This window comes from Gordonia heveisoli (genome assembly GCF_030315745.1).
In the GTDB taxonomy this organism is placed as follows: Bacteria; Actinomycetota; Actinomycetes; order Mycobacteriales; family Mycobacteriaceae; genus Gordonia.
Genome location: NZ_JASXSH010000019.1, coordinates 49,217 through 61,393, shown reverse-complemented (window position 1 = coordinate 61,393; position 12,177 = coordinate 49,217). Strand labels below are relative to the sequence as shown.

10 protein-coding genes are annotated in these 12,177 nt (G+C 67.5%); 7 read left to right on the top strand and 3 right to left on the bottom strand.

Going from position 1 to position 12,177, the window contains the following annotated elements; all coding sequences use genetic code 11:
- The first annotated feature begins 50 nt into the window (after positions 1–50).
- The 5 genes from QSJ18_RS15970 to QSJ18_RS15950 all read left to right on the top strand — a co-directional run bounded on the left by QSJ18_RS15970 (position 51) and on the right by QSJ18_RS15950 (position 5,666).
- Positions 51–1,040 (top strand): patatin-like phospholipase family protein, encoded by a 990-nt coding sequence (locus QSJ18_RS15970; protein WP_286327565.1) that lies wholly within the window; start codon positions 51–53, stop codon positions 1,038–1,040.
- Positions 1,037–2,278, top strand: a complete 1,242-nt coding sequence (locus QSJ18_RS15965; RefSeq protein ID WP_286327564.1) for an MFS transporter — start codon at positions 1,037–1,039, stop codon at positions 2,276–2,278. Before QSJ18_RS15970 ends, QSJ18_RS15965 begins: the two co-directional genes overlap by 4 nt.
- A gap of 100 nt (positions 2,279–2,378) precedes the next feature.
- Positions 2,379–3,599, top strand: coding sequence for an arginine deiminase (locus tag QSJ18_RS15960; protein WP_286327563.1), 1,221 nt, complete (start codon positions 2,379–2,381; stop codon positions 3,597–3,599).
- Positions 3,600–3,612: 13 nt separating this feature from the next.
- Positions 3,613–3,981 carry a GntR family transcriptional regulator gene (locus QSJ18_RS15955; protein ID WP_286327562.1) on the top strand — a complete coding sequence of 123 codons (369 nt, stop codon included), beginning with the start codon at positions 3,613–3,615 and terminating at the stop codon, positions 3,979–3,981.
- Positions 3,982–4,061: 80 nt separating this feature from the next.
- A complete protein-coding gene (locus QSJ18_RS15950) occupies positions 4,062–5,666 on the top strand; it encodes a BCCT family transporter (RefSeq protein ID WP_353507218.1) in 1,605 nt (534 codons plus the stop codon).
- Position 5,667: 1 nt separating this feature from the next.
- Here QSJ18_RS15950 and QSJ18_RS15945 read toward each other — a convergent pair whose 3' ends face one another.
- Entirely contained in the window at positions 5,668–7,266 is a 1,599-nt protein-coding gene (locus QSJ18_RS15945) for a dolichyl-phosphate-mannose--protein mannosyltransferase (protein WP_286327601.1), read from the bottom strand.
- Positions 7,267–7,310: 44 nt separating this feature from the next.
- Here QSJ18_RS15945 and rsmI point away from each other — a divergent pair, with 44 nt between their 5' ends.
- The gene (gene rsmI / locus QSJ18_RS15940) at positions 7,311–8,180 is read left to right on the top strand and encodes a 16S rRNA (cytidine(1402)-2'-O)-methyltransferase (protein ID WP_286327560.1); all 870 of its coding nucleotides are present in this window, start codon (positions 7,311–7,313) and stop codon (positions 8,178–8,180) included.
- On the opposite strand, the gene QSJ18_RS15935 is transcribed toward rsmI, so the two are convergent.
- Entirely contained in the window at positions 8,110–9,396 is a 1,287-nt protein-coding gene (locus QSJ18_RS15935; protein ID WP_286327559.1) for a sigma-54-dependent transcriptional regulator family protein, read from the bottom strand. The two genes, rsmI and QSJ18_RS15935, sit on opposite strands and share 71 nt — an antisense overlap.
- A gap of 490 nt (positions 9,397–9,886) precedes the next feature.
- On the opposite strand from QSJ18_RS15935, the gene QSJ18_RS15930 reads away from it, so the two are divergent.
- The gene (locus QSJ18_RS15930; protein WP_286327558.1) at positions 9,887–10,984 is read left to right on the top strand and encodes a glycosyltransferase; all 1,098 of its coding nucleotides are present in this window, start codon (positions 9,887–9,889) and stop codon (positions 10,982–10,984) included.
- Between the two features lie 11 nt (positions 10,985–10,995).
- On the opposite strand, the gene QSJ18_RS15925 is transcribed toward QSJ18_RS15930, so the two are convergent.
- The gene (locus QSJ18_RS15925; RefSeq protein WP_286327600.1) at positions 10,996–12,162 is read right to left on the bottom strand and encodes an aminodeoxychorismate synthase component I; all 1,167 of its coding nucleotides are present in this window, start codon (positions 12,160–12,162) and stop codon (positions 10,996–10,998) included.
- Positions 12,163–12,177 lie beyond the last annotated feature (15 nt).

Genomic DNA, 12,177 nt, shown 5'->3' with positions numbered 1-12,177 from the left:
CCCGACGATGGGCCCGCCGCACCGCTCGCGGTGATCGATAGTGTTGTGTCATGGCACGACCGACGCGAGTGGCGCTCGCCCTGGGGAGTGGGGGAGCGCGCGGCTACGCGCATATCGGGGTGATCGGCGAACTAGAGGCGCGCGGCTACGAGACGGTCGCCGTGGCCGGGTCATCGATGGGCGCGCTGGTCGGCGGGCTGTACTGCGCGGGCAAACTCGACGAGTTCAGCGACTGGGTGACAGGTCTGACTCAGCGGGATGTGGTGCGGCTGATGGACGTGTCGCTGTCGAAGTCGGGCGGACTGATCGGAGCCGAGCGGGTACTCGCCCGCGTACGCGACATTCTCGGGGACACCCGGATCGAGGATCTCCCGGTGCCGTTCACCGCGGTCGCGACCGACCTGACCGTCGGCCGTGCGGTGTGGTTCCAGCGCGGCAGCCTCGTCGATGCGATCCGCGCGTCGATCTCCATTCCCGGCGTCATCCGGCCGCACGAGTACCAGGGACAGCTGCTGGGCGACGGTGGCATCCTCGATCCGCTGCCCGTCGCGCCGACATCGGCCGTACCCAGCGACGTCACGATCGGCGTGGTGCTGGCCTCCGACGGCGGACCCGGTGACGGCGCCACCCGGGCACCCAAGGCGAAAGGGCTGCTGCGCCGCAATGTGGCCCCACTTCTCGACGCGGACTTCGTGCGGTCGATGCGCGACCGGTTCGGGCTGCTGCCCGCCGAGACCGACACCGCGGCCATCCAGTCGGCGACGGAGACCACGGCGGAGCATCCGACCGGTGAACCCGCCCCGGCAACCCATCCCGAGGATGCGATCCGGATGGGACGGATCGAGGTGCTCACCCGGTCACTGGACATCATGTCCGAGGCGCTCACCCGCTACCAGATCGCCGGGTACCCGCCGGATGTGCTGATCCGGATACCACGGTCGCAAGCGCGGACCTTGGACTTCCACAAGGCGACCGAGATGATCGAACTCGGCCGTGCGCGCACCGTCCGCGTGCTCGACAACCTGCCCGAGACGCCGTGAAAGCCATTCCCCGCGGCATCTGGGTGCTGCTGTCGGCCAATGTCGTCATCGCACTCGGCTACGGACTCATCGCTCCCGCGCTACCGGCCTTCGCCCGTAGCTTCGACGTCTCGCTGACGGCGGCCACCGTGGTGGTGTCGGCCTTCGCGGTCATGCGGCTGATGTTCGCACCGGCCACCGGCCGGCTGGTCACCATCTTCGGCGAGCGCCGCATCTACCTGATCGGACTGCTCATCGTCGCGGCGAGCACCTTCGCATGCGCCTTCGCCCACGCCTATTGGCAGCTGCTGGTGTTCCGGGCGGCCGGCGGTGTCGGCTCGACGATGTTCACGATCTCCGCGATGGCGCTGCTGATTCGAATGGCGCCCACCGATATTCGCGGGCGCGTGTCCGGCTTCTTCTCGGCGGGCTTCCTCATCGGCAATATCACCGGTCCGCTGATCGGTGCCGCACTGGTCGGTTTCGGCCTGCGTATGCCGTTCGTGGTCTACGCCATCGCACTGGTCATCGCGTCGGTGGTGGTTGCCACCCAACTGCGCGAGGTGAGTGCACCGGAGGCCGCCGCTGGGGCGGCCCACGGGGTCATCGGACTGCGGACCGCGTTGTCCGACAGCGCCTACCGCGCCATCATCGCGTCGAATTTCACCCAGGGATGGGCATCGATGGGAGTACGGGTGGCGGTTGTGCCGCTGTTCGTCACCGAGAGCGTCGGCAACGGCGGCCTGGGGGCGAGCGCCGGGATGGCGGGTGTGGTGCTCGCGATCTATGCGGCGGGCAACGTGGTGGCCATTCTGCTGGCGGGCCGACTCTCCGATCGGTACGGGCGCCGCCCGATCATGCTACCCGGACTGGCGTTGATGGCCGGGGCCACCGCCGGTCTGGGTTTCGCGCCGAACCTGGCTGTGGCGCTGGCGCTGTCGGCGCTGGCGGGAGCCGGGTCAGGGTTGTTCGCGCCCACCCACCAGGCGGCGCTGGCCGACGTGCTCGGCAACCGTCAGCAGGGCGGTTCGGCCCTGGCCGCCTTCGGCATGTCCTCCGATCTGGGAGCGATCACCGGCCCGGTGATGGTCGGGTTCATCGCCGACCAGGTGGGTTTCGGACCGGCCTTCGTGGTGACCGGTGCGGTGGCCGCCGCGGCACTGCTGATGTGGGTGTTCGCGCGGGAGACAGCACCCGCGGTCGTCGGTGACGGGCCGATCATGCACGCCACCACGCCGACGCCGACGCCGGACCGGTGACGGCCGACGGTATGGGCCGGACGAAGCGGCGACGAGCGCATCGTCTGAACACACGGCGATTTGAAATGTGGGACCGGCGACGACGAATTACCGTTGTGGCATGACCGGAGAAGCGGGTGATCACGCACTCGGTGCGAATTCGGAGGTCGGCCGACTGCGTGCCGTGCTGCTGCACCGTCCAGGCGCCGAACTCAGCCGACTGACCCCGCGCAACAACGACCAACTGCTCTTCGACGGTCTGCCGTGGGTGGCCCGCGCGCAGGAGGAACACGACGCCTTCGCCGAGATCCTCACCGCGCGTGGTGTCGAGGTGCTGTTGCTCGGCGAACTGCTCACCGAGACCATCGAGCACAGCGGCGCGGCACGCATCCAGGGCATATCCGCGGCGGTCAGTGCGCGCCGCCTCGGGCATCACCTTGCCGAGGATCTCGCCGGATATCTGCGCGCCCTGCCGGCCACCGATCTCGCACACATCCTCACCGCAGGCATGACCTTCGACGAACTGCCGGTCAGCGAGGGTGCCGCGTCGCTGGTGCGGCAGATGCACCACGGTCCCGAATTCGCGATCGAACCGCTCCCGAACCTGATGTTCACCAGGGACAGTTCGTTCTGGATCGGGCCACGGTTCGCCATCACCTCGTTGGCCTTGCCCGCTCGCGTGCGCGAGACGTCCCTGACCGATCTGATCTACGCCCACCACCCGCGATTCCACGGAGCCCGCCGCGCCTACGAATCGCAGGTCGCGCCCGTCGAAGGTGGGGATGTACTCCTGCTGGCCCCCGGTGTGGTGGCGGTGGGTGTGGGGGAACGGACCACCCCGGCGGGAGCGGAAGCCTTGGCGCGCAGCCTGTTCGCCGACGAACTCGCCCACACCGTGCTGGCCGTGCCGATCGAGCAGCAGCGCGCGTTCATGCACCTCGACACGGTCTGCACCATGGTCGATACCGACGCCGTGGTGATGTACCCCAATCTTCGTGACCAGTTGTCGGCGTTCACCCTCGCCAAGACCGACTCCGGTGTCACCGTGACCGCCGCCCGGCCCTTCGTCGAGGCCGCGGCCGACGCGATGGGAATCGCGAAGCTGCGGGTCATCGACACCGGCCTCGATCCGATCACCGCCGAACGGGAACAGTGGGACGACGGCAACAACACCCTCGCCCTTTCCCCCGGCGTGGTCGTTTCCTATAACCGAAACGTGGAAACCAATCGGCGCCTTGTCGATTCGGGTATCGAGGTGATCGAGATCGAAGGTCGCGAACTCGGTTCGGGCCGCGGTGGGCCGCGCTGCATGTCGTGCCCGGTGGCGCGAGACGATTTGTGAGGCGGTACTTCTCATGACGCTGGCAGACAAGCTGCACATCGACCCCGCGGTCGGATCACCCTACGATCAGGTACGTTCGCAGATCGTCGATCTGATCACCGGCGGTGAGCTGCTGGTCGGCGAACGCCTGCCGACGGTGCGATCGCTCGCCGTCGACCTGGGACTTGCGGCCAATACCGTCGCACGAAGCTATCGAGAACTGGAGTCCGCCGGGTTCATCGAAACCCGCGGTCGCAGTGGATCCTTCGTTCGGTCCGGTCGATCGGCGACCCTCGACTCAGCCCAACTGGCCACCGTCGAACATGTAAAAGCCCTGCGTGAGTTGGGTATCGACGACGAAATGATCGTCACGTTGGTGCAACGGGCCATCGCGAATGGTTGAAATCCGATCGGATTGTTTGCTTATGTGAATGAGTGACCGGTCACCAGGACAGGAAAACACGGAACGCTCTGGACGTCGGAGTGTTCGGTGTCACCGCCCTCGCCGTCATCGCCTTCGTGATCTGGGGCGTCGTCGCCGACGAGAGTATGCGGTCGGTGACGACGGACGCCCTGGAATGGATCACCGACAATCTGGGCTGGTTGTTCATTCTGTCGGCGACCGGATTCGTGGTCTTCGCGATCTGGCTGGCACTGTCGAAGTACGGTCGCATCCCGCTCGGTCGAGACGACGAACAACCCGAATACCGGACCGTCAGCTGGATCGCGATGATGTTCAGCGCGGGTATGGGCATCGGGCTGATGTTCTTCGGTGCCTACGAGCCGCTGTTCCACTATGTGACGCCGCCCCCGGAGACCGGTGGACCTGACATTCGCGAGGCGATGGCAACGACGATGTTCCACTGGGGATTTCACCCGTGGGCAATGTATGCGGTGGTCGGCCTGGCGATCGCCTATTCGACATTCCGGCTGGGCCGCAACCAGTTGATGAGTGCGGTCTTCGCGCCATTGTTGGGCAACCGCTCGAACGGTGTGGGTGCCAAGATCATCGACATCCTCGCGATCTTCGCCACACTCTTCGGCACGGTGGCCTCGCTGGGTCTGGGTGCCCTGCAGATCGGTTCGGGCCTGGACAAGGTCGGCTGGATTCACGAACCGTCGAAGATGGTGCTGGTGGCCATCATCGCCGTGCTGACCGCGGCTTTCGTCGCCTCGGCGGTGTCGGGTATCGCGCGGGGTATCCAGTGGCTGTCGAACACCAACATGGTGCTGGCGGTGATCCTCGCGCTCTTCGTCTTCGTGGTGGGTCCGACGATCTTCATCCTCAACCTGATCCCGACGACACTTGGCGCCTACGCCACCGACATCACCGCCTATTCGGCCCGGTCGTCGGCCACCGTCGACGACGCGGGGGAGCAGTGGCTGGCGAGCTGGACGATCTTCTATTGGGCGTGGTGGGTGTCGTGGACCCCGTTCGTCGGGATGTTCCTGGCGAAGATCAGTCGCGGCCGCACCATCCGCGAGTTCGTCGTCGGGGTGATGGTGGTACCCACCACCGTGTCGCTGGTCTGGTTCTGCGTCTTCGGCGGTACCGCCATTCATCAGCGGATCAACGGTGACCTCGACGGATTCGACCCGGCGGTCAGTGCCAGCGAAGACACGCTGTTCGACGTTCTGGGCAACCTTCCGCTGACCGCGATCGCGTCGGCGCTGGTGATGCTGCTGGTGGCGATCTTCTTCGTGTCCGGGGCGGATTCGGCGTCGTTGGTGATGGGCACGCTGTCGGAGCGGGGTGCACACGAACCCTCTCGGACGGTGACTGTCTTCTGGGGCACCCTCACCGGGGTGGTCGCCGCGCTGCTGCTGGCGATCAGCGGCGACGATGCGCTCGAGGGGATCAAGCAGATGGCGATCATCGCGGCGCTGCCCTTCGTGGTGGTCATGGTTGCGATGTGTCTGGCGCTCTACCTTGACCTTCGTCGTGACCCGCTGATCGTCGCGCGACGGCAGCTGACCGAGCAGGTGGATGAACACATCCGGCAGCAGGCGACCGCGATTGGCGAGGACCAGGGTGAGGACGGCACACACGGCGCCGCCCACCCCGACGACGAGCCGCGGACGAGTTGAGTCAACGCCAGCTGGGAAGCCAGATCTGCTGATTCCACTGGGCAGGCGAGATGGGTGACCCGGTCAGGATCGGCCACAGCCAGACGAAATTGGTGACCACCGCCCCGATGTAGATGGCCACGATCAGCAGTGCGAGTATTCGGCGTTCGGGCCGCGCACGGGCCGTCGAATTCGCCCACCGGAGAAAGTCGCCACAACACAGTGCGAGCCCCATCACGAGAAGCGGTGCCATCACCGATGCGTAGAAGTAGTACATCTGGCGGTCGATCTCGGCAAACCAGGGCAGGAAGCCTGCGGCGTACGCGGTGATCACCGCAGCGTAGCGCCAGTCGCGGCGCATGACGAACGACCACAGCCCCCACAGCAGCATCGGCAGGGCCAGCCACCACATGGCCGGGGACCCGATGAGCATCTGCGCCCGGACGCATTCGCCGGTGCCGCATTGGTCCGGCCCGGACTGGTACGCGTAGAGCATCGGGCGCAGACCCATGGGCCAGGTCCACGGTTTGGACTCCCACGGATGGTGATTGCCCGCGGAATTAGTCAGTCCGGCATGGAATTCGAGGATGCCCGACTCGTAGTACCAGAGTGAACGCAATGCGCCAGGTACCCACGACCAGGTGCCGCCGGTGCCGATCGTGTTGCCAACCTGGTAGCGGTACACCGCGGTTTCGCTGTTGATCCAGGGCAGGAAGGTCGCCAGGTAGATGAGGATGGGCAGGACCGCGAGGCTTGCCCCGGACGGGAGGACGTCGCGGCGCAGCGTGCCCATCCACGGACGGCGGACGTGATAGGCGCGGCGCGCGGCGACATCGAAGCCGAGCGACAGGACGGTGAAGAAGACGACGAAGTAGATGCCCGACCATTTGGTGCCGCAGCACAGGCCGAGCATCACCCCGGCGGTGAAGCGATACCACCGGAAACCGAGCCGTGGACCGAAAGGGGTGTCGTCGATCCGGCCTTCGAGATAGACCCGATACATCCGTTCGCGCACCTGATCGCGGTCGGCGATCAGCGCGGCGAAGGCGGCCACCACGAACAGCACCTGGAAGATGTCGAGCATGCCCATCCGCGACTGCACGAACAGCACGCCGTCGCAGATCGCGAAGACCCCGGCGATCGCGCCGACCAGGGTCGATCGGGTCATGCGCCGGACCACGCAGTAGATCATCAACACGACCGCGACGCCGGCGACCGCCGAACCGAACCGCCAGCCCACCGGACCGTACCCGAAAATGGCCTCGGAGGCGGCCAGCAGCCATTTGCCAACGGGTGGGTGGACGACCAGTCCGTAGCCGGGGTTGTCCTCGATCCAGTTGCCGCCGGTCAGGATCTGCCAGGCCTGCGGGACATAGTGTTTCTCGTCGAAGACCGGGGTGCCCTTGTCGGTCGGGTGTTTGAGATCCCAGAACCGGGTGAGTACCGCGACCAGTAACAGGACGAACCCGACGATCAGACCGCGCATCCGGTCCGGGGCCCCGAACAGCGGCTGTTCGATGGCTGGACCCAGCACCGGGGGTACCGGCTCCGGCGGAAACGGGCCGCGGGTAGCGCCGCCGGCGGGGCGGTCGCCGGACGGGCGGCGGCCGACAGCGGTCATGGTCACCCGTCCGATCCTAACCAGGCCTCGTAAGCTGTCTGGTGATGAACTCCCCGCAACCGGCCGTAGGCCACGAATCCGGCGGTCGGCTGGTGCTCGCCGCGACGCCGATGGGCCAGACCGACGACGCGTCGCCACGTCTGCGTGCCGCGCTGGGCAGTGCCGACATCGTCGCCGCCGAGGACACCCGGCGGGCACGCTCACTCGCGGCCGCGCTCGACGTCGAGATCACCGGGCGTCTGATCAGCTACTACGACCAGGTCGAGGCGGCACGCACACCGGCGCTCGTCGAGGCGATCGCCGCCGGTCAGACGGTTCTACTCATCACCGACGCGGGAATGCCGTCGGTCAGCGACCCCGGCTATCGCATCGTGGTGGCCTGCGCCGAAGCGGGGCTGCGGGTCACCGCGCTGCCCGGCCCCTCGGCGGTGACCACCGCCCTCGCGCTGTCGGCGATGCCGTCCGAACGGTTCTGCTTCGAGGGATTCGCGCCGCGTCGCAGCGGAGCCCGCACCGAATGGCTGCGCACCCTGCTCGACGAACCGCGCACCGCGGTGTTCTTCGAATCGCCGCACCGGCTGGCCGACACGCTGGCCGCGGCCGCCGAGGTCCTCGGCGGTGAGCGGCGCGCCGCGGTATGCCGCGAACTGACCAAGACCTATGAAGAGGTCCGGCGAGGCACGCTCGATGAGCTTGCCGAGTGGGCGGCGGCCGGGGTCAAAGGTGAGATCACCGTGGTCCTGGCCGGTTCGGTCGACATCGCACCCGATCTGGACACCCTGGCCGACCGGGCGCAGGCACTCGTCGCGGATGGGATGCGACTCAAGGAGGCCTGCGCGGAGGTCACGCAGGGAATCGCTGCATCGCGTCGAGAGGTATATCAGACAGTTCTGGATCGTCGAGCTCGCGACTGATCGGCAGGTCCCCGACGATCCGCAGCTCGACGCCGGAGGCCAGCCGGTAAGGGCGGCTGGCGACGAGTGCGCCGACCGCCCGGCGCAGGCGTGACATCTCCGCCCGGATGGTGACCGTGTGCCCGAGATCGCCGAACAGATGTCGGCTTAGCTGCTGCGAATTCAGTCCGCATACACCTGCTTCGGAGAGCAGGACGAGGATCTGTGCATGCCTGCGCGTCAGGACGGTTCGCCACTGTTCCTCGCGGCCGGTGACAGTGAGCGAGGGTTCGCCGCGCAGGTCGAGTTCGGCGAGTACCGGGCTCGACGGGCCGGCCGGCCGAATCAGCCAGCCGGTTCCGACGCGTTCGGTGACACACATTCCGAGACCGGAGACATACTGCTGGGTGTCGTCGGTGGGGGCGGCGACCCGCGTCGGCGCGGTACAGCCGCGACCGTCGGCGACCCAGCCGTCGTCATCGACGAGCAGGCCGGGGCCGCGAACGGCAGCGAGCGTGGCGGCGCCGGAGGTCCGCAGGTCGGCGAGCGAACGCATGTGGGTTGCGGCCATCTCGTGTGCGCCGAGCGAGGCGAGCGCGACGGCGAAGGCCATCGCCGCCGGCTGCAGGGACATGGCCGGTCCGGCCAGCCCGGCGATCGCGATCATCTCGCCGGTCCGCGGATCGTGGATAGGTGCCGCGGTGCAGTACAGGCCGTGCAGCGCGCGACTGTAGTGTTCGGCGGCGAACACCCGAGCCGGTTGCTGGTGACGGACGACGAGCCCGACCGCGGTGGTGCCGACCGTCGACTCGTCCCAGGCCGCGCCTTCGACCAGCTGGAGCTGATCGCCGATCGACAACAGCGTCCTCGATCCGAAACGCCACAACATCACGCCGTCGGCGTCGAAGATCCCCATCGCGACATCGGTGTCGTGGACCGAGTCGTTGAACAGCAGTCGTAGTTGTTCCACCGCACCGCGAATCCGATGGCCCGCCCGACGACGCTCGAGCTCGGCGGGGTCGATCATGCTCGGATTGTGGGCGGCGACGCCGAATTGGCGTCCGGCCGCCCGGGCGCGGGACCACGACTCGATGACCGCCGGGTCGGGAGTGAACGTCAGCTTCGGGACGACGTGGGTGAGGCCATCCGGGGCAGCGCTGATCGTCGCCTCGTAGTTGTCGGTGAGGTCGCGTGCGAGGGCCGCGAGGTCGGTGCCCGGCCTGATCGGGATGCCCATGGCGAGATAGTACCCACTTGGTGCAGGTCAGGCGAAGTTGATGGCAAACACGGCCCCCGATTTTGGGGGGGGATTTGCCGGAATCGCGGTGCATCTGCGTGAGGTGAAGCGCCGACGACCGGCGGGGCGGGGTCGCGACGACGACTTGTGACCAGTGCGGGAAACGGACGCCGACCACCGCCGCGGTGAGTGGCGACTATTGTCGTCGGCGGTGTCTGGGCCGCGCCTGGGTGTCTGCGCGTCTGGTGTCTTGGGCGTCTGGGTTTCTGGGGGCCTGGGTTTCTGGGCGCCGAGCCGGGAGATCCGGTCGATCGTTCGGCACAGCCGCTGGGAGATTTTCGGTACGCTCGTCGGGCGCGGGCGGTCCGCCTATGCGCTGGATCGGTACGGGGGTGTCGTCCGCGGTGGAGTGCGCAATTCCCCGAACACCTGATTCCATACGGCACACCTGATTCCATACGGCGCGTTGTTCGAAGGTCACGGGGGAGAGATGCCTGAACTGCTGTTCGTCACTGCTGACGCCGGGGGCAATGTCCAGCCGATGGTGGATATCGCGCGGGCGTCACGCTCGCGCGGGGCCGCGGTTCGGGTCATCGGACATGAGCAACTGCGCAAGCAGGTCGAACGCGGTGGGCTCGAATTCGTGCCGTATGTCAGCACCAAACCATGGGATTCGGTGAAGGAACAGAGTCCGTTGTGGTGGCCGCGGATGCTCAATGACCGTGGGATCGGGCGAGACGTCGCGGTCGCGTGCGCCGACCGGCGGCCGGATGCGGTCGTTGTCGACTGCTTTCTCAACCCCGCCCACGCGGTGGTGCATGACCTGGGAATCCCGCTGGTGGTGCTCACCCACACCGTGCGGGAATACATCTACCGCACCACGAAGTTCCGGTATCTCGGCGCGGCGACGCCGGCCTACCTGTACGGATACCAGCCGAATCGGTTGTGGGACAGTGCGGACCTCAACATCGTCACCGCCGAGCGTGAACTCGATCCGGCACGCGGGCGTCGACAGCCGACGAACCTGGAATGGGTTGGGGCAGTACTTCCGCCGGCTGTCGAGGCGGTCGCCGAACCGTCGCCACACGTGCTGGTCAGCCTGTCCACCAACGGATTTCCCGGCCAGGACAAGATCTTGCGGCGGATCATCGCGGCGCTCGGGACCCTGGATGTGCGCGCCACGGTGACCACCGGTGACGTCTACGACCCGGCCGACTTCGACGCCCCCGACAACGTCACGGTGACCGGCTTCGCCGACCACGGCGAACTGATGCGTTCGACGTCGCTGCTCATCGGGCACGGCGGTCACTCGACCACCTTCCGGGCACTGGCACACGGTATCCCGGTGATCGTGATGCCCGCCAACCCGCTGCTCGACCAGCGGATGATCGGCGTGGCGCTGCGCGATGCCGGACTCGGGCAGGTGCTGTGGTCGTCGGCGCGCCCGGCGACCATCGCGAAGGCCGCAACCACGTTGCTCACCGATGGCGCCCTCCGTACCCGGGTGGCCGAGTTCGGCGCGCGGCTCCGGGCCGGTGACGCGGCGGCGACGTCGGCCGCCCGGATCGAGGAGATCGCTCGCGGATAAGTCCGGCCCCGTCAGCCGGCCGTACCGTCGAAACCCACGATGCTGGCGGCCTTGTCGAGGCATTCCTGCCATTCGCGAGCCGGGTCGGAGTCGATGGTGATGCCGCCGCCCACCCCGAGCGTGGCGGCACCGTCGGGGGTGACCTCGACCGTACGGATGGCGACATTGAGGTCGAGGAGATTGCCGGGGCCGGCCACACCGATGGCGCCGCAATACACTCCGCGTGCGGTGGTCTCCCAGTCCGCCAACAGTTCCAGCGCACGCAGCTTCGGCGTACCGGTCACCGACGCAGGCGGAAAGGCGGCCCGGAGAAGGTCGTCGTTACCCACCGGGACATCGAGGATCGCCTCGACGCGCGAGACCAGATGCCAGACGCCGGGCGCCGGGATGACCGACAACAGTTGTGGCACACGCACCGAACCGGTGACCGCGAGCCGTCCCAGGTCGTTGCGGACGAGATCGACGATCATCACGTTCTCGGCGATGTCCTTGGCCGACGCGGACAGGAGGTCGGGGTCGGCGTGCGCGGGGATCGTGCCCTTGATCGGCGACGAGGAGACGATGTTGCCGGTGCGTCGCAGGAACGTCTCCGGCGAGAAGCTGGCGATCGACCCCCACTCGCCCTGCAGGAAAGCGGCTTTGGCCGGGGTGGTGGCCGCGGTGAGGTCGGCGAAGAAGTCGACGGCCGAGCCGCTCACGATGCCGCTGAATGCGGTACACACGCAGGCCTGATAGACCTCGCCCGCGCGGATCGCGTCCAGACATTTCTCGATCGCGGCCAGATGTGGATCACGTTGTGGCGGAGACCATTCGGCATGCCAGGGTGACCCGGGCGCCGTCGTCGGAGGATCGGCGTCGGCGACCAGCTGCCACGCCCACGCCGGGACATCGCCGACCGCGGCCCACGACCCGTCCCGCAGGATCAGCACACCGTCGGCCAGCCCGCCGATGATCTGCGGGAGGCGGGCCTCCTCGGCACGGACCGGAAAACCGATCTGCCCCAACCAGAATCGATCCGGATCGGGTGGCGGGGCCAGGCCCGGACGGAGGTCGATCGACGGCGCGATGACCGCATCACCGCCGAGCCAGTCGCCGATCAGCGCCGCTGGGGCCGGTAGATGGTGCGCCACGGTGTGGGCGTGTAGTGCCCGCAACGCATCGAGCGCGGTCATCGACACCCCGGTGCGCCCCGA